Below are 19,967 nucleotides of genomic sequence, written 5' to 3'. Positions count from 1 at the left end.
ATGAGTTCCGACACGGATGGTGCGGAGACGGCGGATCGCTTTCTGAAGTCGTTGCGGGCGCTGATGGTCGCATCCGCGGCCCAGGGGAGTGATGCCCGGCGGGTACGGGAGGAGGCGCTTGCCGCCATCGGTGAGTGGTCGGGCACGGCCGGTGCGGCGGGAGGGGATGTCGATGTGTCGCACAGCCTTCGGGGGATCACCGCCGGGGACCGGGAACTGCTCGGGAACGCCCTGCACGTATTCGACGCGTGGGTGCAGGAGCCGGGGGAGGAGAGCGGGAAGCGGGTGGATGACGTGATCGCGCGGGTGCGGCGGGAGCTGGGGCCGTTGATCGCGCGGGACCGGGAAGCGGAGGAGGCGGCGGAGCGGGAACGGCTGGGGAACGAGATACGGGGGGCCATTTCCCGGCGGCTCCGGCAGGCCGGGGCCGTGCGGTCGGACGACGAGTAGCTGACGGCTCGCCTCCCGGAGCCCATGGGACGGTGGTCTCGGAGGGCGGTGGCCGGGGCGAGTCCGTCCGTGAGGCTCTTTCCGCGAGTTCCACGCCCGCCACGGGGCGACTCCTCGACGGGAGCAGACATCTGTGCCCCGGCTGTCGGACGACCCGGGACCGCTCGACTCGGGCGGCTGCCGCGTCCGCACCGTCGTCGGCGCCCGGCCGCGCCGACGGCGCACGATGGGGGCGGGACCCCGCCGGGAGGTCCCGCCCCGTCTTCAATGGGTCATGTGGCAATGGGCCATGCGACCGGGCTCAGAAACGGTCCGGGGCACGTTCCGGGAGCGGAGACCCGGGGAGCACGTCCCGCTTCTGGTTCTTCCGACCCTCCGCGTTCGAGTCGGCGGTCGCCTCGCAGGTCACGTCCTTCGCCGGGAGCTTGCCGTTGAGCAGGTAGCCGGTGACCGTACCGTCCGTGCACGCGTTGCCGTTCGGATAGACGCCATGGCCCTCGCCGCCGAGGACGGTGACCATTTTCGAGCCCTTCAGGGTGGCGTGCAGGGCCTGACCGCTGGGCAGCGGGGTCTGCGAGTCCCACTCGTTCTGGACGACCAGGGAGCCGACCTTGTTGTTCACCCTGGTCGCGGGTTCCACGGACTTGTCCCAGAACGCACAGGGCTTGATGTTCGACGCGAAGTCACCGAAGAGCGGGTAGCGGCCCTTGTCCTCGATGGCGTCCTGCCGGTAGCTCTCAGGATCGCGGGACCACGCGGCCGAGTTGTCGCCGCACACCACGGCCCAGAAGCTCGCCGTCATGTTGTCGTCCGGCGCCTCGGCGGCATCGGCGGTGCCCGCAGTTCCGGCCTGCCCGGATCCGGTGAACGCCGCGAGCTTCTTCGCGGAGGCGGGCTCGCCGGCCGCGGCCTTCTTCAGCTCCACGACTGCCTCGGTGGCGTACTCCGGGCTGAAGACCGCCCCGCGTATACCGCTTCGGATGTCATCACCGGTGGTCGGCTGCCCGTCCACCTCGATGGGCTCCTCGTCGGCCTGCGCGACCAGGTCCCAGAAGGTCCGGTCGACCTCCTTCGGGGTGTCACCGAGGCCGTACTTCTCCGAACGCGCGGCGGCCCACTCGGTCCACCGGTCGAACGCGGGCTCGGCGCCTTCCGCCCACCACTGGATCATCCCTCGCCAGGCGCGCGCCGGATCGACCGCGCTGTCCAGCACGAACCGGTCGGCCCGGCCCGGGAAGAGCTGGGTGTAGACGGCGCCCAGGTAGGTGCCGTACGAGTAGCCCACGTACGAGATCTTCTTCTCACCGAGGACCGCCCGGAGCAGATCCATGTCGCGCGCGGTGTTGCGCGTGGTGATGTGCGGGAGCGTGTCGCCCGCCTTCTCCCTGCACTTGTCCGCGACCTCGCGTGCCCAGGCGACGTCCTTGTCGAACATCTCCTCCTTGTACGGCCGCAGCCAGTTCTCCTCCTCCGGCTCCAGATCGCAGGAGACCGGGCTGCTCCGTCCCACACCGCGCGGGTCGAAGCCGATGAGGTCGTACTTCTGCCGTGCGGACTCGGGGAGCATCTCCTGCATCTCCAGCGGCATGTAGAGCCCCTGTCCCCCCGGGCCGCCGGGGTTGGAGAACAGGACACCGTGCCGCTTGTCGGGTGCGGTGCTCCGGATCCGGGATATCGCTAAGTCGATCCGCTTGCCCCCGGGAACCCGGTAGTCCAGCGGGACCTTGATCGTGGCGCACTCGAACTCCGCCGGAGCGTCGGCTTCGCACCGCTTCCACTGCGGCTTCTGCTTCACATACCGGTCCAGCGCGCCTGTGGCCGCGGACGAGGAGGCGGTCGACGGAGTGGCGGCCGTGGCGGCGGTGGCCGTCGAGGTGGCGAGCACGGGAGCCAGCGTGGCCGTGACACTCATGGCCAACAGGGGCGCGAGATGTCGTCTGCGCACGATATCGATCCTTCCGGTCGTATGTTCGGACAGGAAAGATCATTCAGGAACCGGTCACGTATGCGGATCCCCCGCCGGGCTGCACCTCCCCTCCACCCTGGGAATGACACAACAGCCGTGGTTGGATCTCGAGTTGTAGGGGACGGACTGCCTTCGGCGACGTGGCGAACAGCGCCGTCCGTCGGAAACGAACCTGGAACGCATCCGACGGCCGCCTACCGCCAGAACGTCGCCGGCCCCCTGCTGCGCCGTCTCGACGCGGGCGGCGGCATCAGGGGGACATACCCCCTGATGAACCGGTCCCAGGTCCCGTGCCCGCTCCGGCGGGTGGTCGAGCACCGCACGATGAACGTCCGCCGCTGGGACCGCATAGTCGGCTCCTGGGCCTCGGGCGGCCACCAGGGTCTCGACAGCGCGTGGACCGCCGACGCCCTTGCGGACCTCGGATCCCGGCGGGGCCAGTACGAGTACTGATCCCAGCGGGGCCCGTACGAGTACGTCACCAACATCGGCTTCGCCGCCTGCCCCTCCGGGCCCGGTCCGCCGTCCCGAGCCCACCGCCATGGGCGGCGGACCGGAGGCAGGAGGCGCGCCGGGACAGGGGCCGCATCAGCGCGCCGGCGGGCCCAGCGGCTCGTCCGTCACGGTTCGGCGGCGGTGGTAGACGACGTCGCGAGCTCGTCACGGCCGTAGGCGGACGCGTTGCTCAGGTGCCCGTCGAACGGGCCGACCTTCGTCACCGTGCGGCCGCCGCGGAAGACGATCTGGAGACCGTGTTCCCGCTCCCAGGCGCAGGACGACCCGGTCGAGAGGCACACCTGCCGATCGCCGGACCAGTCCCGTTCGACCGTCACCTCCCAGCCGAACTCGACGTGGTCCCATACGTCGTCGGGCCCGGCGATGGCCACGACGCGATCGATGCCGACCTCGGCCAGCCTTGACCGGACGTCCTGGTAGTAGGCGAAGACGGATGGCTCTGCCGCGCGCAACGCCGAGGCGTCGAGAGCGAGGAACGCGTCGATCGCGGCGTGGAAGTCCTCCTGTGCGTCATCGTCGTCGTAACCGACCACGATGAACTGGCACTCCGCGTCGCCCAGTACCGGCACGGTGACCGGGTCGCTCACATAGGAATCGTCATCGTCCTCGACGGTCCCGAGACCGGGTATCTCCATGGAGGTCACCCTATGGGCTGGCCCGTCATCCCTGACGTGCGTCCGACGACAACTGCGGCACCTCGCCGCCCTCGCACCTGACGGCAGCCCCTGACCGACGTCCAGTTGTGCCTCGTGCCCCTGTGGTCCAAGCGCGTGCCCGACGGTGGCGCCGACCGGACCGGGCCCCTCGCCGTACCTGCCTTTGCGCCTTCGCAGCGATCACGACGACCCGGCCGTGCGCGAGCAGGCGCTCGGCTCGGCGCACTCCGCCCGGGGCCGCGCGTCCCCGGCCGCGCAGCCGTCGGTGCTCGGGCCTGGAATGGTCCCGAAGCACTCGCTGCGCGCCCATGTTGTGCAGCGTCGGCCGACGCATGCATGGCTGACGGACACAGGCCCGGTGCTGTGGACGCTGCGACCGGGGAAGGCCGCACAGGCCCGAGGCACCGCTCTCCCCAGGCATGAGGCTCGGCAGTCGTCGCTCAGGCCCGGCCATAGGCATGCGGCCGGCTCGTTGGGTCAGCAGCCCCCGAACCGCCGGGCCGATTCCTGGACGTGCGCCAGCCTGCGGAGGCTGAGCAACACAGGTTCGTACAGCACGGTCAGCGCGACGGCCGCCTCGATCTGCCCGGCCGCCGTAGGCTGTTCCTCCACCACGTCCAGGTCGGCGACGGCGAGTTCGGCGGCGATGCGGCCGTACGGCGGCAGGCGCGCGGTGTCGCAGGGGTAGCCGAGGCGGACGAGCGCGGCGACGGAGGCGACGAGCGTGCCGAGGGCGGGGAAAAGCTCGTCGTCCATGCCGCGCCAGCCCAACTGCTCCAACAACGCGTCCACCGAGCGTCGCGCGATCCCGGTCGCCTCGTCGTCCTCGGCGGGCCCCGGGGCGTGCGGCAGCGCCCGGGCAGCCGCGCCGAGCCGCATGTGGTGGTCGAGCGACGTGTCCTCCGCGGCGGCGATCACCTCCCGCGCGACGGTCACCGGCACCTAAGCAGCGGGAGACTTCGTCGGCGACAGGGGAGGAAGCCGTGATGGTGGGCGATGGTTCTGCAGCGGCCACCGGTGGCCCATGGCCGGCGCATCCGCAAGTGGTCGGCGCATCCGCAAGTGAAGGTGGGGAACCGAAATGAGTTTGCGCCTCTATCTGGACAGCGCCCGGGAGCCGCGTACGCCGAACCGGTCGGCGGGTGAATGGGCCGATTTCTTCGACGGGGCGATGGAACTGGAGGCCAAGAACTGGCCGCCGCTGCTGTGGTGGGCGATGTTCAGCACCGGAGACATCATGGAGGCGAGGATCGCCGACACCGAGGACGCCGGTACTGATGAGCACGCGGAGTTGCTGAGCCAATGGGGCGAGGCCACCTACCCGTACCTGGTGGTCGACCAGCGGACGGCGCTGTCGCGACTGCACGCCCGGCGGCAGGGACTGACCGATCGGCTCGGCGCGCAGTTCTCGCCCCTCTCGTCCTCGACAGCGAGGGCCTCTCCAGGCCGCTCGGCGACGACGAGACGGTGGCGGCCCTGGTTGCCGAGGCGCGGTCCTGAGGCATGGACGTGGTGATGAGCGCACCCACCCTCATCGAGGCCGTGCCCGCGCGGACGAACAAGGCCCGATCGGGCTGGGTGTTGTCCGGTCTCCGCGTGGTGCCGGTGGGCGAGGAGGAGGCCAGGGCGGCCTCGGTGCTGCTGATGGCGGCCGGGCCGCGCGGCCACGAGTACGCGCTCGACGCGGCTGTTGCTGAGGCGGCCCTTCGGCAGCGGCGCCCGGTGATCGTGCTGACCTCCGACGTAGACGACATGCACAAGCTGTGCGGTGACCGGGTCCGGCGCGTCGCCGCGTGACCTGCTCCCGGGCAAGGACCGCGAAGGACGCGCGCGGACGGGGCCGGGGAAAAGAAGCGCGGAAAACCTCCCCGGCTTTGTAAGGATTCGCCCCACGCATGACATGTACGGGGTGTGGAGAGCAACCAGACCGTGACGGACTCGGGCCGCAGTGCGGGGTTCACCGCGTTGTACGCGCGGGAGTACCCCCGGGTGCACGCCTTCGCGCACCGCAGAACGGGGGACCGGAGCGCGGCCGAGGAGATCGCCGCCGAGGTGTTCCGGATCGCGTGGGAGCACGTGCTCAAGGACGGTAAGGCGACGCCCGGGTGGCTGTTCGTCACCGCCAGGAACGTGCTCGGCAACCACTACCGGGCCACCGCCCGGCTGACCGAGCTGCACCGGCGGATCGGTGAGGAGATCGGTCGCGCCCCCGCGTCCGCGGAGGACTCGGCGGTCCTGGACACCCTCGACCGGCTGGCGGACCACCACCGCGAGGTGCTGCTGCTCAGCTACTGGGACGGCCTCTCCGCGGCGGAGGCGGGCCGCATGCTCGGCTGCGGTGCTCCCGCCGTCTGGGTCCGTCTGCACCGGGCGCGCAAGGCGTTCCGTGAGCTCTACATCTCGTCCCGGGAGTCGGTATGAAGCGTTCGCAGTCCAAGCAGGTCAAGAAATCCGCGATGTCCGCCCAGGGCGTCGCCTCGCTGGTCCGGCACGCCGATCCGCTGCCGACCGACGCGTCGGAGGAGGGTCTGTCGCCGCGTGCCAGAAGGGAGTTGGGGCTCCTGGTGGACGAGGCCCGTCCCGTCCCGCCCACCTGGCGCCCGCGTCGGCGTGGGGTGCTGATCGGGGCCGTCGCCTGCGGCGCGGCCGCGATGGTGGCGGCCGTCGCCGTGCTCGCGGCCTCCGGTCCCGACGAGCCGAGCGGCGGACTCGTCGCCGACGAGCCCCACTACCCCTCGACGGCCGAGCTGGAGGGCGCGGCCGACCTCATCGTCCGGGCGAAGCTGGGCAAGGGAGCGGAGCGGACCGTGGACGACATCACATCCACGGAGGCGCCCGCCGAGGTGCTGGCGACGGCCAAGGGCACCGCGCCGGGCGGGCGGGTCACCGTCTCGTACACCCCGCCCGATTCGGGCGGGCCCGAGACGGCCGCGCTCGAGGCGGGGGAGGAGTACGTGTTCTTGCTGGAGCGGCAGGACGACGGCCGGTTCACGCTGGTGAACTCGGCCCAGGGATCCTACGGCGTCAGCGGCGACAGGGCCGTCCCAACCGGGGACAACGCGGTGACGCTGAGCCCGGGGGTCCTGAAGGCGCTCCGGCTGACCGGCACAGCGCCTGCTCGGGGCTGAGCAGGTCGTACGGCGCGGCGGCGTCGTGCTTGGCGAGCATCAGCACGTACTGCGTGCCGTTGTTCCCCAGGGTGGTGTGCTTCTCCTTGGTGGTGTGCTTCTCCTTGTGGGTGACGTCGCCCAGCGTGCCGCCGAGCCGGCTCACATCGACGGTGTCGCCAGGCTTCACGTCACCGGACAGCACCTCGGAGACCCTGGCCTCGGAGACGGTGACGACCACCGGCTCGACCTTGGCCGCCGCCTCCTCGCCGAGGCCGGCCTGCGGGTTGGTCAGCGGCAGGCCCCGCGTGCGCCCGCGACGGGTGCGGGCGGACAAGGCGTACGCGTTCCGCAGGAACCGCGCCTACCTGCGGGGTCACGGTATCCGCTGCATCATTCCGGACAAGGCCGACCAGGTCCGTAACCACAAGAAGCGCGGGTCCAGCGGTGGCCGGCCACCGAAGTTCGCCCCAGAGGACTACAAGGCCCGGCACGCGGTCGAGTGCGGCATCAATCGCTTCAAGAGACATCGAGCCATGGCCACCAGGCACGACAACTCGCGGTCCACTACGAGGCTACCGTCCTCGTTGCCGCCGTCAACGAGTGGTTGTGACGTACTGCTCCGACGACAACTCGAACACCCGTACTCGCCGACCGCAGGTGGGATTGACGGTCTCACGGACCGGATGCATCCCCAGTTTGGTCATGATCCGTTCGGAGGCGTCGTTGCCCACTTGAGCGATGCTGACGATCCGCTCCAGCCCTCGCTCTTCGAACCCGAACCGTACAGCGGCCGCAGCGGCCTCCGTGGCCAAGCCCTGCCCCCAGTGGGAACGTCCCAGCCGCCAGCCGATCTCAACCGCCGGCAGTACCTCCGGCAAGAAGTGGGGCACCGAAAGGCCGGTGAACCCGGCCAGCTCGCCAGTGGACCGGATCTCCACGGCGAACAGGCCGAAGCCCTGTGACTCCCACTCGCTCTCCCATGCCCGGACCCCGTCGCGAGTCTGCTGTTCGTCACGGACGCTGCCGTCACGGATCCACCGCATGACCTCGGGGTCGGCATTGACGGCAGCCATGGGCGCAACGTCTTCCTCGCGCCAGCGACGCAGGATCAGACGGGGAGTCTCAAGCGTGACCATCCAATCATTCTGGATCACGCATGGGCTCTCCGTCATCCTCACCAGGCACTTTCGATAACGCCCTGGCGCCGTCCGGAACCTGATCCGTTCCGACCCCGGCGGCAGCATGTGTTCATGCCACACCTCGATGTGGTTCCTGGTCGCACAATGCTCAGGGCGAAGCCATCACAGCACCGATAGCTCGGAGTTTGCCGGTGATCCGTAGGGCTGTCCCGCAATCCCCAGTGGATCGGCGCGCGGCGTCGGATGCGGTGCGTCGCAAGGCGGAGGGGCGCCCGCATACTGGATGTATTCGGGGGTTCCGACAACGCGGCGAGGCGCCGTAGCTGTCGCCGTGCGCCCGCCGGGGATTACGGGACAGCCCTTAGCCCTTCGAGTCCTGCTTCCAGTCCTGGACGAGGAGCCCGAGCAGCACCTCGTCCAGGAACTCGCCCATCACCCAGGCCGAGGAGCGCAGCACGCCCTCGCGGACGAAGCCGTTGCGCTCGGCGGAGCGCAGCATCGCGGCGTTGTCCGACAGCGTCTCGATCTGCAGCCGCTGCAGGCCGCGCACCACGAAGCCGTAGTGGCAGAGCACCGCGACCACGTCGGTGCCGTAGCCCTTGCCGCGGGAGGACGGCAGCAGCCCCAGCCCGATGTGCGCGGACCGGTTGTGGTTGTCGATGCCCCAGAGCGTCGCGGTACCGACCAGCGTGCCGCCGTCCAGCTCCACCACGGAGAACGGGACGTGCCCCTGCTCCTTGTCGTCCACCACGAGCCGCGGGTCCTTCGAGCCAGGCGTGATCGGCCGCCACGGCTGGCCTTCGGACCGTGAGGAGTTGACCACGTCGTCGTAGAGTTCGGCCCGCAGGATCGGGATGTCGTCCTCGTGCCGGGCCCTGAGCCCGACCTTGCTGCCCCTTAGCATGCGAGCTTCTTATCCGACCGGGCCGGCCGGCGGCAAACCATTAGAAGGTCGGCGTCCCTCGGGCACCGCAACAAGCGGCGCCGCACTGGGCCTTGACCTGGTGGGACTGGAGTGATCCCTGACGGCCTGCCCGGGCTTGCCGCGGACGGCATGGCGGCGGTGACCACCCTCGCCCCTGCCGCCCCCACCGCGGCTTGCGAGGGACCAGTGCGCCAACCACTGACGCCGCCGCGGGCGAGGGAACCGCTACTGGACGGTGTCCGGGATCCAGGAGCCGTGGATCATGGCAGGGACGCGGCGCGGGAGGTGGACCGTGGCCACCGGGGGCAGGTCCAGATCGGAGGCGTCGGGCACGAGCAGCCGGGAGCTGTCCGTCCGGTCCCCTGCCGCAGCCGTCCGGGCGCCGCCCCAGGCCGGCCCCCGGACGGCCGGAGCCGACCGCACCCCGCCTTCACTAGGAGCACGATGAACCCCCTCAGCGCAGCATCACCGGCGGTCAGTACGTCACTGCTGGAGGACTTCTCCCTGGAGATGACCGGCAAGGACATACCCGACCTGGAAGAGGCCGCCGGCCTCATCCCACAGGGCACCCGGATCAACGTCACTTTCCTGGGCAACGAGAACCTGCGGATGAGACTGGAGGCCGCCCGAACCGTGAAGCGCCTCGGCTTCATGCCCGTCCCGCACATCTCCGCCCGACGCCTCGGCTCGCAGGCCGACTTCGAGCAGTTCCTCGCCGGACTGCGTTCCGACGCCACCGGCACCGACGTCTTCACCGTCGGCGGCGACCCCGCCCATCCCGAAGGGCCGTACGAGGACTCCCTCTCCCTCATCAATACCGGCCTGCTGACCCAGTACGCGGTCCGGCACGTGGGCATCAGCGGCTACCCGGAGGGCCACCCGGCCATCGCCGACGACGCGCTGTGGACCGCCCTGCGGGGCAAGAGCGCAGCCCTCGCCGCCCAGGGCCTCTCCGGCAGCGTGATCACCCAGTTCGGCTTCGACGTCGCCCCGGTCCTCGCTTGGATCGAAGAGGTCCGCGGCCACGGCATCACGCTGCCGGTCCGCATCGGCGTTCCCGGTCCGGCGGGAGTGCGGCGGCTGATGTCCTACGCCGCCCGGTTCGGCGTGGTCACCAGCGCCTCCATCGCCAAGAAGTACGGCCTGTCGATCACCAACCTCATGGGCACCGCGGGGCCGGACAGGTTCCTGCGCGCCGTCGCCGAGGGCTACGACCCGGCCCGCCATGGCGAAGTGAAGATCCACTTCTACACATTCGGCGGGTTGAAGGCCACCTCCGAGTGGGTCGCCCGGTTCAGGAAGGAAGCCCTCGCATGACGGCCCCCAGACCGCCCTCGCCCGCCCGTCCGCCAAGAGCAGGGGACGGTCCACCAGGCGTCGCCGATCATCCAGGGCGCCGACGCCACCGGCATCAGGGCCGACTGCCCGTCAGCATCCCCACGAGGCGTTCGCCGCCCAGGCCCGGGGTTATCCGACCGAATGACGGATCTCGATCACGCGGTGCTCAACCTCCAGGGCGGGCAATCGCCCTGGGGCATCCGCCGGGGGCCTCCGGTGCCCACCTCGTCGGCACCGTCGCCCACCGACTCGCTCGCCGGGGCGGCGGCACCGGTGTCGCCGCCCTCCGTATCGGCGTCGGTCGGGGGCTCGTCCTCAGCAGTGAACACTGACGGCGGTCGGTCCCTCCGTTCCCGCGGGTTCGTGTCCGCCCACGAGGCGCTCGGCACGCGCGTCGGTCAGGACGCGGTGCGCGCCGTCATCACGCCGAAGCCGGCGAGCGGATGACTTGGGGATCGAGGACGTCTTCGCACACCTGCGGCCGAGCGCCCAGGAACGGGCCGGCGCGCACGGGCCGCCGCCCCGGGAGCCCATCCGGAGACGGCCACGGACACCGAAGCCGAGACACGGAAGAAGCAGGAAGCAGGGAACGCGAGCGGCGCGGGCGGCTCCAGGACACCGGCCGATGTCGTCAACCGGTCCGCGTGATCACGCCGGTGCTAGGGTGACGATCTTTGGCGGAATGACAGCCACCGGATATGTGGGTTCGGTGGGTGGTGGCGTGCGGCGCCGCCGGGTTGGGGGGACATGCACACGCTGCGCCCGTTGCAGGATCTCGGTCTCTCCGCGACAGCGGAGGCCGCCTACCTCGCGCTCGTGGAACGGGGTCCGCAGACCCTGACCGAGCTCACCGACCGGCCGACACTGGTCGGGTCACCGCTCGACGGCCTCAAGGACGCCGTCGCCGAACTCAGCGACATCGGCCTGGTGTCCCGTACGGACGGGAGGCTGATCGCCCAGCCGCCCCGCGCGGTGCTGGAGGCGGTCGCCGAGCGGCGCGCGCACCAGGCCCGGATCGCCTACGAGAGCGCCACGGCCCTGTCGCAGTACTGGCTCGACCACACCGCCGGAGCGACCTACGTCGAGGTCGTCGACACCTCCGAGCGGCGCGGGGAGATCCAGTCGCGGGTGCACAACGGGGCCGTGTCCCGGGTGCGTGCGCTGTCGATAGGGCCGGTGGGCGGGGGCGACCGGATGCCGGAGGTCGGCCCCGGCACGCTGGACGCGCTGGACCGCGGGATCGCCTACCGGGTGGTGTACAGCGCCAACATCCTGCAGGACCCCAAGGCGCTGGAAGTGGCGCACGAGTGCGTGGCCCGGGGAGAACAGGCCAGGGTCTTCCCCGATGTCGCGCTGAACGTGCTGGTCTGCGACGACCGTTTCGCCGTGGTGTCCGTCGCCGCCCCGAACCGTACGGGACACCACAGTGTCGTCGTGCAGCCGTCGGGGCTCCTGGACGGGCTGATCGGCGTCTTCGAGTCGTACTGGCAGATCGCCGTTCCGCTCCCACCGGTCGGTGAGGCCGTCAAGAGCGAGGCGACGCCCGAGGGGCGGCGGCTCCTGAGCTACCTCAGCACCGGGCTGACCGACGAGTCGATCGCGCGTGAGCTCGGGGTGAGCGAGCGCACCGTCGCCCGGCGCATCGCCCGACTCCAGGAGATGCTCGGTGCCAAGACCCGGTTCCAGCTCGGCGTCCAGGCCAGCCGTCGCGGCTGGCTGTGACCCCGGGCTGCTACCGACCCGTGGCACGGGCACGTGGGCGCGCGGGGCGGGCCGGTGCGTGATCCGGCCCGCCCCGCGCGGGTCCTCAGCCGCTCAGGCGCTCATCGCCCTGCGGTGCGGTGGTGATCCTTACTTGCTGTCCGGCTTGACCAGGTCGGGCAGCTTGGCCTCGAAGAGCTTGTCGAACGCGAGGGCGGGCAGGATGTGGCCCTGGTTCGGCGCCTCGTTGGCCACGCCCGCCGCCCAGGTTGCCGAGTTGAACCGCTGGTCGGGCGTGCCGTGGTGACCGGAGCTGGTGAAGCTGCAGTCGCCGACCTGGTAGAACGACTTCTCGGACTTGAGGACGCGGGCGGCGTTCAGCGACTCTCCGCGGGCGTGGGTCAGGAAGTACGTCCCGAACGCGTCCGCCATGAGCTCGGTGCGGCGGGTGGCCTCCGGACCGGTCAGGTCGCTCTCGAAGAGGTTCTTCTGGTACTGGACGTGGTGACCGAACTCATGGCCCAGGATGCCGCGCGGCGCGACATCGCCCAGGTTCACCGCGTCCATGCCCTGCAGGATGCCGTCACCCATGATGATCCGGTCCGAGATGCCGAGCGGCTCCGGGTCGTCCTTCTCGCTGTAGGCGAAGGCGTTGAAGGAGAAGATCGGGTTGGCGCCGCCCTGGAGGACCGGCTCCGAGTCGACCAGCTCGATGAGCATGTCGGCCAGGTCGAGGTTCCCCTCGGGAGTGCCTCCGTACAGCACGGAGAGCGTCCGGGCGAGCCGGTCCGGGCTGGCGAAGACGTCCGCGCCGTGCATGGGGATCAGCTCGATGCGTGCCGAGTCGATGTCCCAGAAGCGCTTGAGGTTCTTCATCTCGGAGTTGAGCTGCTGGGTGTACTCACCCTTGACGCCGAACGTGTTCGACGACGACTCCTTGCCGTAGATCAGCGCGTCGTAGGTGGGCATGTCGAAGCCACCGAAGAGCGAAAGGATGAAGACGGTCCACGGGTCCTGGGCGCCATCGAGGAGGGAGTTGGCGTACTTCGACAGATCGGTCGTCTGGCACTGGTAGTCGCCGGGGTTGATCGCGCTGTCGCGGATCTGCTGCCACTCCTCGCCCTTCAGGCCGTACTTGGCCTTGGCCGCGTCGAGGCGGGCCTCCCAGTCGGCGGGCAGCTTGGCCAGGATCCGGTCGACGATGGCCTGATGCTGCGGGTCCATGGAGGAGGTGTCGATGGAGGACTGCAGCGATTGGCTCGCCGCAGTCGTGAGGCCGGTCGCGTCAGCGGCGTGCGCGGGAAGCGCCATACCAAAACCACAGGTCGCGGCGATCGCCAGGCTCGCTGCCACAGACAGGGTCTTCTTCACGAGGTCTCCTTTCGAGGGTGCCCGGTAGGGCATCCAAGGGCGACGCCCAGTCTGTAAGGCCAACCACCGTCTCAAGAACGGTCGTTCACTGTCTGAAACCGGCATGTCTGGAACCTGACATGCTCATGGATCCGGTCACGCGTCCGCTGCCGACGGCCCGCTCCACGCGCTTCCGACCGGTTCGACCGCACCTGCCCTCGTACGCGATGGGCGGGGGAGGTGGCCAGGCGGCGGGCAAACCGCAGCCGACAGGATTCGGAGACGAAGCCGGGACGAACTTCCCCCCGCCCGGCCGCCCGGCCGCCCGGCGCGCCCGGTCGGCCTGTTGGTCCTTCCAGGGCGGCGCTCCTCGATCGACAGCGGCTTGAGCGGTCCCGGAACCGACGGGCCCACCTGTTGGGCCGGTTGTGTTCGGCGCGCGCTACTGGTGGTTCCGGGTGACCGTGATCCAGCGAGGGTCGATGCGGTCCAGCCAGGCGTCCTGATCGTCGGCCAGGGACTGCTTGAGAGGGAGAGGGAGAAACCGGCAGCCGAATGTGAGTCCGGCGTCGTCACCATCGCCGTTGACGTGGTGGTCCCAAGCCTCGGGTGTGTCCGCGGGTGCCTGGAGGTGGAAGAAGCTGGTTCGCCGCGGCTGACCCGTGTCGGGGTGAGGCTTGTCCTCCACCGCAATCCGCCTCACCACCGTCGCTGTCAGCAGGCCGGTTTCCTCGGCGACCTCCCGAAGAGCCGCGTCTTCCAGACCTTCGCCTGTCCTGACCCCTCCCGCGGGGACCTGGGCGCCTGCTTCCGGTATGCCTACGTGGTCGAACACCAGTAGTTCGGGGACCGCACGATGCCGGATCACGTACGCGGCGACACGGATTCTGGGTTACTTGGGGGTGAAGACCAAGTGTGCGTGGAGGGTGTAGGCGACGTTACGGCCCCTGCGGATACCGGGTTTTGGCTCCCAGCGTGGTGACATAGATCAACGCTACGATCACGCTTGTGAAGATCGTGACGCAGGTCAAACTCATGCCGGATGCCGTGCGGGTATCCGTGCTTGAGCGCACCCTGCGCACGGTCAATGACGCCGCGAACTGGGTGTCGGAGGTGGCGTTCGAGCACGGCGTGCCGCGTGAGTACGAGCTGCGCAAGCACACCTACGCCGAACTCAAAGCCCGTGGGCTGGGAGCGCAGGCCGCGCAACACGTCATCAAGAAGGTGCGCGACTCGTATACCACGCTCAAGGCCAACATCCGTGCCGGGAATCTCGGCAAGGAAGGCTCTGAGCGTCGCCGCAAGGCCGAGTCCAAGCCGATCACGTTCCGGCCTCAGGCCGCACAGCCGTATGACGACCGGTGTTTGAGCTGGCAGTACGACCGGCGGACCGTGTCCATCTGGACCGTGGACGGCCGGGTCAAGAACGTGCCGTTCGTGTGCTCCCCGGACGAGCTCAAGATGCTCCAGGCGCACCGGCAGGGCGAATCCGACCTGATCGAGCGCGACGGCGTGTTCTACCTCGTCGCCACCTGTGACGTGCCCGAGGCCGAGCAGTACGAGCCGGATGGCTTCATCGGCGTGGACCTCGGGATCGAGAACGTCGCCACCGCCTCCACCGGCTACCTTGCCGCCGGGCGGGGGCTCAACCGGTACCGCAAGCGACAGCTTGCCCTGCGTGCCAAGCTCCAGAAGAAGCGCACCAAGAGCGCCAAGCGGCGGCTGAAGGCCCGTGCCCGCAAAGAGGCGCGGCACGCCGCCAACCAGAACCACATCATCTCCAAGACGATCGTGACCGAGGCTGAACGCACCGGACGCGGCCTGTCCCTCGAAGAGCTCAAGGGCATCCGCAACCGGGTACGGCTCCGCAAGCCCCAACGGGTCGCCTTCCACTCCTGGGCATTCGCCCAGCTCGGAGACTTCATCGTCTACAAGGCCATGCGGGCCGGGGTGCCCCTGGTCTTCGTTGATCCCGCGTACACGTCGCAGACGTGTGCCGAGTGCGGCCACGTCGACAGGCGAAACCGTGTCGACCAGGGGCTTTTCATCTGCCGGAGGTGCGGGGTCGTTGCCCACGCCGACCGGAATGCTTCCCACAACATCGCCACCCGTGGCGAGAGCGTGTGGAATGCGGGGCGTGAGTCACGCGTCCCTGCCACCCCATAGGGGTGTCTGGACGGAGGAGTCCACCCCAGCAGCCAGCCGGGCACTACCTCCAAGCCCGGTCCTTCAGGGCCGGGTCAAGTTGACCCCGCTGTGACCCGAGCGATGACCGGCAGGTGGTCGCTGCCCGTGGGCGACAAGGTGCGGATCTGACGGACCGCCGCCGAGCGGGCCATGACCTGGTCGATACGCGCCATGGGGAAGGCGGCGGGGAAGCTGAAGGCGAAACCTCGCTCCGCTGTGTTCATCCGTGAGGTCAGCGGGGCCAGCCCACGGTCTTCGACGGTGCCGTTGAGATCGCCGAGCAGAAGGACCGTCTTCAGCTTCTCGGCGGCGATGGCCCTGCCCAGCAGACCGGCGCTCTCGTCCCGCCGGGAGGATGCAAGGCCGCTCGCGCGGACCCGGACCGAGGGCAGGTGTGCGACGTATGCCGCGATATCGCCGTGCGGGGTGTGGACCACGGTCCGCAGCCCGCGACTCCACGTCTCTGTGATCGCCCGGGGTTTGATGTCCACCTGCCGGGTACCGGTCAGCGGATGCTTCGACCAGATTCCGACGGTGCCCCGGACCGCGTGGTACGGGTAGTTCGGGGCGAGGGTCCGCGCGTAGACCGCCAGTGCCGGGGGCACCAGCTCCTCCAACCCGATGAGGTCGGGCCCGGCGCCGGCCAGGGCGCGTGCCGTGCCCGCCGGGTCGGTGTTCTCGTCGCTGACGTTGTGCTGCACCACGACCAGGTCGTGCGGGCCGGGAGCCGCCGCGGGCAGCAGCAGCCCGCCGAAGAGGTGCGCCCAGGCAACCGTCGGCAGCAGCAGCGCCACCAGCGTGGTCGCTGAACGGCGCAGCAGGGCCAGGACGAGCAGCACCACGACCACCGGGCCGAGCCACGGAAGGAATGCTTCCAGCAGACTGCCCAGGTGGCCCACGGAGTTGGGCACCGCCCGGTGGAAGACCATGAGCCCGGCCGTCAGCACCGCGAACACGGAGGGCACCCGCCCCCGCCTCCAGACCGACCGGCACCCCGGATCCCGCTTCGTACTCCCACCCGCGGCCCGCGGCCCGGATCGGCATCGCGTCCACCGGGCCATTGCTGCCTGCTGCTCCACCATGGCGTTCCATCCGTTTGACCTTGCTGTTCAAGACGAGGCATGAGGGAAATCAGTTTCGACAGCCCTGCTCCCGCCGCGCCCGCACCACTTCGGCGGCGAGCGACCACCGGGGCCTCGACGGTGTGTGGACGACCGATGTCCTCACCGCCCGCGTCCACGCAGTCCGCCGCTCGCGCCGTCCGGCCTCCCGCAACACGACGACACGGCTCAGTGCCGCATCGGGCAACGCTCGCTGTGTCAGCGGGGAGCGCTATCCTCTGCCGGTCGATCGCGTTCCATCAGCAGGAGGTTTGAGAGCCTGATGACTGTGTCGTCCCGTGACTCGATGCTGGAACTGCTCTCGGCCGACGGCCCGGATCCGGACCATGCCGAGGCGATGATGCTCTACGGCAGGCTGGTCGGAACCTGGAACATCAGCAACCGATACCGGTATCCCGACGGGCAGTGGCGTACCGCAGCGGGTGAGTGGCGCTTCGGCTGGGCCTTGGGCGGCCGGGTGGTGCAGGACGTGCTCTTCTGCCCGGAGTTCCACGGTCGGTATCCCGGCACCACCATCCGCATGTACGACATCACGACCGGGTTGTGGCAGATCACGTGGATCTCACCGAAGCTTCCGTCGTACTTTTCCCAGATCGGCCGGCCTGACGGCGCTGGTGGGATGATCCAGGAGGGTACCGACTCCGAGGGCAGTCGCTCGCGGTGGACGTTCACCGACGTCACGGCGACCTCGTTCCGCTGGCAGGGGTTCAGTGCCGCCCCCGACGGCGAGTTCGAGTTGTTCCAGGAGATGCACGCGACACGCGGGTAGCGCAGCATCCGCGACGGCGTCGGCCACCGCAGCACCTTCGAACCCCACCTCGTCACCGAGTGGACCTCGCCTGTCCTCCACGTCGCCTGCACCACTCGCGGCACCCCACTTCCGGCCGCCGCGCCCTGCGCGGCACCGTTGCGGACCCTGATGTGACGTACGCCTCGTCCCACGGGCGTGTTCTCCGACATGCCGCTGTAACGATCGCCCCGTTCGGCCCACTACCCAACGACAGAACACACCAGGAGGGACAGGAGGTGCGGCAGTGCCCGACTACGACGCGGATCGTTTCACCGCCATCTATGACGGCTGCCGGCAACGCGTGTGGGCCTACGTGGTCAGCCGTGCGGGACGACAGGTCGCCGACGAAGTGGTGAACGAGACGTTCACCGTGGCCTGGCGCAAGCTGGACGACGTCCCCGAGCCGCCGCTGCCGTGGCTGCTCGGAGTCGCCCGCAACATCCTGCGGGACAGTATCCGGGCGGAGGCCAGGCGCGCGTCGTTCGCCGCCGAACTGCGCTCCTGGGCGGAATCCGTCGAGGCGGACATCGCCGAGGAGGTGTCCGAGCGAAGCGCGCTGCTCAAGGCGCTGGCCACGCTGTCGGAGGACGATCGGGAACTACTGATCCTCTCCGGGTGGCAGGGCCTGACCCCGGCACAGGCGGCCGCGGTGGTCGGCTGCTCGCCCATCACCCTGCGGGTCCGTCTGCACCGGGCGCGCAAACGTCTCACCCAGGCGGCTTCCGCCCACCCGCTCACGGAGGAGGCCGCAGACGTGCGGCGCGTGTCCACCCGAGTCCGGATCGCCGTAGGAAAGGAAGCCCGGTGAAGAACGACATCCTGCACCGCCTGACAGCCGCCCGCCCCGCCCACCTCGACCCCGACCGCCCCACGCCGTCGCCGGTTCGGGGAGAGGAGCTCGCAACGGTCATGAGCCGTCCGTGGGCGACGCGCACGGCTCGCGCCACCGCCCGGCAGCGGAGGGTGGGCCGCCCTCTCGTCTCGGGTCTCGCCCTGGCCACGGCGACGGCTGTGGCGGCCGTGGTGATCACTCACACCGCGCCGGAGCTGCCAGGACCCGCGCCCTCCGCGACATCGGGCTCCGGCAGCCAGGTCCTTCTCGCTGCCGCCTCCCACGTTGAGCAGCAACCGGCCGGTTCCGGCACGTACTGGTACGTGGAGGAGCACCTCGGTTCCCTCCAGAAGATCCCCGGCAAGAACTACACCGTCGACGTTCGCACCGAGCAGCGGTACTGGACGGCCGCCGCCAAGAACAAGCAGTGGTCGCAGCTCCTGGACCTGGGGGCCCGTCCGGCCACGAAGGCCGACGAGGCGGCATGGAAGGCGGACGGTTCCCCCACGTCGTGGAACCTGATGGGTGAGACCGTCACCTACGCCGGCAGGGGCGAGATCCAGCACGACGCCCCCGGCGGAAGCGCGGACGTCGTCACGATGGGCGACCTCCCCCTCCGCCTCCTGGCCACGCTGCCCACCGATGAAAAGGCCCTCCGCAAGCGCCTGTTCGCCCTGGTCGACAAGGACTACAACGCCCCTGAGGAAATCCTCGACCGGATCGTCGTCGACACGGCCGTCCGACTCGCCACGACCTTCCCGTCCACCCCGGCCCTGCGCGCCGCCGCCTACCGCCTCCTCGCCGCCGAACCCGGCGTGCGTTCCCTCGGCGACGTCAAGGACCACACCGGCCGCACCGGTTACGCCGTCGCCCTCCCCAGCCCTCACGAACCCGCCGAACTCCGCCTGATCTTCGACAAGTCCACGGGATTGCCACTCGGCACCGAGAAGGTGGCCACCCGGGGCGGTGACGGTGCGAGCAAGGGCGAGGTGCGGGACTACACGACGATCACGTCGATGAAGTGGACCGAGGAGGCACCGCCGTTCGACACCGACACCGAGGACCCGGGCCCGGTTTCCGCTCCGGACGAGGCGCCGGATCCCAAGCCGGCCCGCTGAGGCCGTTCTCGTCTTGAAGTGACCTACGGCAACAACATGTGGGCGGGCCTGGAAAAGTGCCACGAGAACGACGACGGCGGTTTTGACACGAACGCGGCTTCCCTCACCTGGAAGAAGCAGGCGGGCGGCTGGGTCATATCCGACATCGACATCCGGCTCGGCTGCGGAGGTTGAGCCGGTCCCGTCGTGGTCCGAGGAGCGCTGTCGCGGCAGGCGGCTTCGAGTACGCGCTCCTTCGGCAGCCCTGGCGGATGGTTCGACCACGTTCGCGAGGCCACCGAAGCCCTGGCTCTGGGCACCGAGGGAGTCATCGTTGCGCCCCCGGACCCGCGGTGTGTCACGCGGCCCGCCACGTATGGGACCGTGGCCCCGCGCCTGTCCCTGCTGAGTAGTCACCCGAACGCCTGAAGTGCAGAGCAGTACGGCGAGTTGAAAGCCCCGCCCACCAGGCGAGGGCCGCTGGAGAGACACCCGTACGAGGGAGCCCGGCCACCGAATCGCCCGACACCGGTCGCGTCAACCGTGCCCGGCCCATAGACAGGGATGCGCAGCCACGTCCGCTGACAGGACCGGGCGGGGCTGCGCTCCCCTTTCGGATCCGGGCCTTCTCGCACCCCCGAAAACGTAGCGTGTCCGCCGGCACGGCCGGGTCGTGCTCCTCCCTGGACCGCAGCATGCCGGCCGCTGCCCCACTCGCCCGCGCCCGCGAACCGGACCGGAGCACACCGGGCGAGGCTCGGGAACACCGCGCGTCGGGCCGGAGGCCGT

General features: G+C 69.9%; 23 protein-coding genes and 2 pseudogenes. 15 read left to right on the top strand and 10 right to left on the bottom strand.

The genetic code is table 11. The features are described from left to right. Complete coding sequence (locus AMK22_RS10715; RefSeq protein ID WP_073783783.1) at positions 1 to 450, top strand: hypothetical protein; 450 nt, start codon at positions 1 to 3, stop codon at positions 448 to 450. 301 nt (positions 451 to 751) lie between these two features. Here the strand turns inward: AMK22_RS10715 and AMK22_RS10710 are convergent, their stop codons facing one another. Further along, complete coding sequence (locus tag AMK22_RS10710; protein WP_073783781.1) at positions 752 to 2,395, bottom strand: alpha/beta hydrolase; 1,644 nt, start codon at positions 2,393 to 2,395, stop codon at positions 752 to 754. A gap of 291 nt (positions 2,396 to 2,686) precedes the next feature. Here AMK22_RS10710 and AMK22_RS39995 point away from each other — a divergent pair, with 291 nt between their 5' ends. Next, positions 2,687 to 2,869, top strand: a complete 183-nt coding sequence (locus AMK22_RS39995) for a hypothetical protein (RefSeq protein ID WP_073783779.1) — start codon at positions 2,687 to 2,689, stop codon at positions 2,867 to 2,869. Positions 2,870 to 3,036: 167 nt separating this feature from the next. Here AMK22_RS39995 and AMK22_RS10700 read toward each other — a convergent pair whose 3' ends face one another. After that, positions 3,037 to 3,567, bottom strand: a complete 531-nt coding sequence (locus AMK22_RS10700; protein WP_073783777.1) for a DUF6985 domain-containing protein — start codon at positions 3,565 to 3,567, stop codon at positions 3,037 to 3,039. 498 nt (positions 3,568 to 4,065) lie between these two features. Further along, on the bottom strand, positions 4,066 to 4,524 hold the full coding sequence (locus tag AMK22_RS10695) for a transcriptional regulator (RefSeq protein WP_199883183.1): 459 nt from the start codon (positions 4,522 to 4,524) through the stop codon (positions 4,066 to 4,068). Between the two features lie 145 nt (positions 4,525 to 4,669). Between AMK22_RS10695 and AMK22_RS10690 the strand changes: the two genes are divergently transcribed. The 4 genes from AMK22_RS10690 to AMK22_RS10675 all read left to right on the top strand — a co-directional run bounded on the left by AMK22_RS10690 (position 4,670) and on the right by AMK22_RS10675 (position 6,716). Continuing rightward, positions 4,670 to 5,104: a hypothetical protein gene (locus AMK22_RS10690; protein WP_073783775.1), complete on the top strand. Its 435-nt coding sequence runs from the start codon at positions 4,670 to 4,672 to the stop codon at positions 5,102 to 5,104. After that, the gene (locus tag AMK22_RS10685; RefSeq protein ID WP_073783773.1) at positions 5,092 to 5,385 is read left to right on the top strand and encodes a DNA-binding protein; all 294 of its coding nucleotides are present in this window, start codon (positions 5,092 to 5,094) and stop codon (positions 5,383 to 5,385) included. The genes AMK22_RS10690 and AMK22_RS10685 overlap by 13 nt, the downstream gene beginning before the upstream one ends. Positions 5,386 to 5,499: 114 nt before the next feature. Beyond that, positions 5,500 to 6,009, top strand: a complete 510-nt coding sequence (locus tag AMK22_RS10680; RefSeq protein WP_073783771.1) for an RNA polymerase sigma factor — start codon at positions 5,500 to 5,502, stop codon at positions 6,007 to 6,009. Beyond that, complete coding sequence (locus tag AMK22_RS10675; protein ID WP_242433913.1) at positions 6,006 to 6,716, top strand: hypothetical protein; 711 nt, start codon at positions 6,006 to 6,008, stop codon at positions 6,714 to 6,716. Before AMK22_RS10680 ends, AMK22_RS10675 begins: the two co-directional genes overlap by 4 nt. On the opposite strand, the gene AMK22_RS38255 is transcribed toward AMK22_RS10675, so the two are convergent. Next, a complete protein-coding gene (locus AMK22_RS38255; protein WP_242433912.1) occupies positions 6,613 to 7,032 on the bottom strand; it encodes a hypothetical protein in 420 nt (139 codons plus the stop codon). The two genes, AMK22_RS10675 and AMK22_RS38255, sit on opposite strands and share 104 nt — an antisense overlap. On the opposite strand from AMK22_RS38255, the pseudogene AMK22_RS42275 reads away from it, so the two are divergent. Further along, positions 6,992 to 7,308, top strand: a pseudogene (locus AMK22_RS42275) (transposase); the annotation flags it as partial. The gene AMK22_RS38255 and the pseudogene AMK22_RS42275 sit on opposite strands and share 41 nt — an antisense overlap. Here AMK22_RS42275 and AMK22_RS10665 read toward each other — a convergent pair. From AMK22_RS10665 to AMK22_RS42005, 3 genes are all read right to left on the bottom strand, one after another. Next, on the bottom strand, positions 7,292 to 7,834 hold the full coding sequence (locus AMK22_RS10665) for a GNAT family N-acetyltransferase (RefSeq protein WP_073784032.1): 543 nt from the start codon (positions 7,832 to 7,834) through the stop codon (positions 7,292 to 7,294). The pseudogene AMK22_RS42275 and the gene AMK22_RS10665 sit on opposite strands and share 17 nt — an antisense overlap. Before the next feature lie 364 nt (positions 7,835 to 8,198). Further along, complete coding sequence (locus AMK22_RS10660; protein WP_073783769.1) at positions 8,199 to 8,741, bottom strand: GNAT family N-acetyltransferase; 543 nt, start codon at positions 8,739 to 8,741, stop codon at positions 8,199 to 8,201. A 246-nt stretch (positions 8,742 to 8,987) separates the two neighbouring features. Further along, on the bottom strand, positions 8,988 to 9,185 hold the full coding sequence (locus AMK22_RS42005; RefSeq protein WP_079186050.1) for a carotenoid oxygenase family protein: 198 nt from the start codon (positions 9,183 to 9,185) through the stop codon (positions 8,988 to 8,990). A 21-nt stretch (positions 9,186 to 9,206) separates the two neighbouring features. On the opposite strand from AMK22_RS42005, the gene AMK22_RS10650 reads away from it, so the two are divergent. The 3 genes and pseudogenes from AMK22_RS10650 (at position 9,207) to AMK22_RS10640 (ending at position 11,822) form a co-directional block, all read left to right on the top strand. Next, positions 9,207 to 10,079: a 5,10-methylenetetrahydrofolate reductase gene (locus AMK22_RS10650; protein WP_073783767.1), complete on the top strand. Its 873-nt coding sequence runs from the start codon at positions 9,207 to 9,209 to the stop codon at positions 10,077 to 10,079. 121 nt (positions 10,080 to 10,200) lie between these two features. Further along, a pseudogene (locus tag AMK22_RS42270) lies at positions 10,201 to 10,432 on the top strand (3-oxoadipyl-CoA thiolase); the annotation flags it as partial. A 415-nt stretch (positions 10,433 to 10,847) separates the two neighbouring features. Beyond that, a complete protein-coding gene (locus tag AMK22_RS10640; RefSeq protein WP_073783765.1) occupies positions 10,848 to 11,822 on the top strand; it encodes a helix-turn-helix transcriptional regulator in 975 nt (324 codons plus the stop codon). 129 nt (positions 11,823 to 11,951) lie between these two features. On the opposite strand, the gene AMK22_RS10635 is transcribed toward AMK22_RS10640, so the two are convergent. Then, a complete protein-coding gene (locus AMK22_RS10635) occupies positions 11,952 to 13,172 on the bottom strand; it encodes a hypothetical protein (protein ID WP_143203541.1) in 1,221 nt (406 codons plus the stop codon). A 421-nt stretch (positions 13,173 to 13,593) separates the two neighbouring features. Then, positions 13,594 to 14,037 carry an NUDIX hydrolase gene (locus AMK22_RS10630; protein WP_073783761.1) on the bottom strand — a complete coding sequence of 148 codons (444 nt, stop codon included), beginning with the start codon at positions 14,035 to 14,037 and terminating at the stop codon, positions 13,594 to 13,596. A 149-nt stretch (positions 14,038 to 14,186) separates the two neighbouring features. Here AMK22_RS10630 and AMK22_RS10620 point away from each other — a divergent pair, with 149 nt between their 5' ends. Further along, positions 14,187 to 15,317 carry an RNA-guided endonuclease InsQ/TnpB family protein gene (locus AMK22_RS10620; protein ID WP_073784031.1) on the top strand — a complete coding sequence of 377 codons (1,131 nt, stop codon included), beginning with the start codon at positions 14,187 to 14,189 and terminating at the stop codon, positions 15,315 to 15,317. A 74-nt stretch (positions 15,318 to 15,391) separates the two neighbouring features. On the opposite strand, the gene AMK22_RS10615 is transcribed toward AMK22_RS10620, so the two are convergent. Next, positions 15,392 to 16,267 carry an endonuclease/exonuclease/phosphatase family protein gene (locus AMK22_RS10615; protein WP_242433925.1) on the bottom strand — a complete coding sequence of 292 codons (876 nt, stop codon included), beginning with the start codon at positions 16,265 to 16,267 and terminating at the stop codon, positions 15,392 to 15,394. 454 nt (positions 16,268 to 16,721) lie between these two features. Between AMK22_RS10615 and AMK22_RS10610 the strand changes: the two genes are divergently transcribed. From AMK22_RS10610 to AMK22_RS39455, 4 genes are all read left to right on the top strand, one after another. Then, a complete protein-coding gene (locus AMK22_RS10610) occupies positions 16,722 to 17,228 on the top strand; it encodes a hypothetical protein (protein ID WP_073783757.1) in 507 nt (168 codons plus the stop codon). A gap of 265 nt (positions 17,229 to 17,493) precedes the next feature. Beyond that, positions 17,494 to 18,057, top strand: a complete 564-nt coding sequence (locus AMK22_RS10605; protein ID WP_073783755.1) for an RNA polymerase sigma factor — start codon at positions 17,494 to 17,496, stop codon at positions 18,055 to 18,057. After that, positions 18,054 to 19,199, top strand: a complete 1,146-nt coding sequence (locus tag AMK22_RS10600) for a CU044_5270 family protein (RefSeq protein ID WP_073783753.1) — start codon at positions 18,054 to 18,056, stop codon at positions 19,197 to 19,199. The genes AMK22_RS10605 and AMK22_RS10600 overlap by 4 nt, the downstream gene beginning before the upstream one ends. Before the next feature lie 18 nt (positions 19,200 to 19,217). After that, positions 19,218 to 19,373 carry a hypothetical protein gene (locus tag AMK22_RS39455; RefSeq protein ID WP_158072037.1) on the top strand — a complete coding sequence of 52 codons (156 nt, stop codon included), beginning with the start codon at positions 19,218 to 19,220 and terminating at the stop codon, positions 19,371 to 19,373. Positions 19,374 to 19,967: the final 594 nt, after the last annotated feature.

The sequence above is a fragment of the Streptomyces sp. CB01580 genome, from assembly GCF_001905795.1.
Classification (GTDB): domain Bacteria; phylum Actinomycetota; class Actinomycetes; order Streptomycetales; family Streptomycetaceae; genus Streptomyces.
The sequence above is the reverse complement of the archived record's forward strand: the minus strand, read 5'-3'. Positions and strand labels throughout refer to the sequence as shown.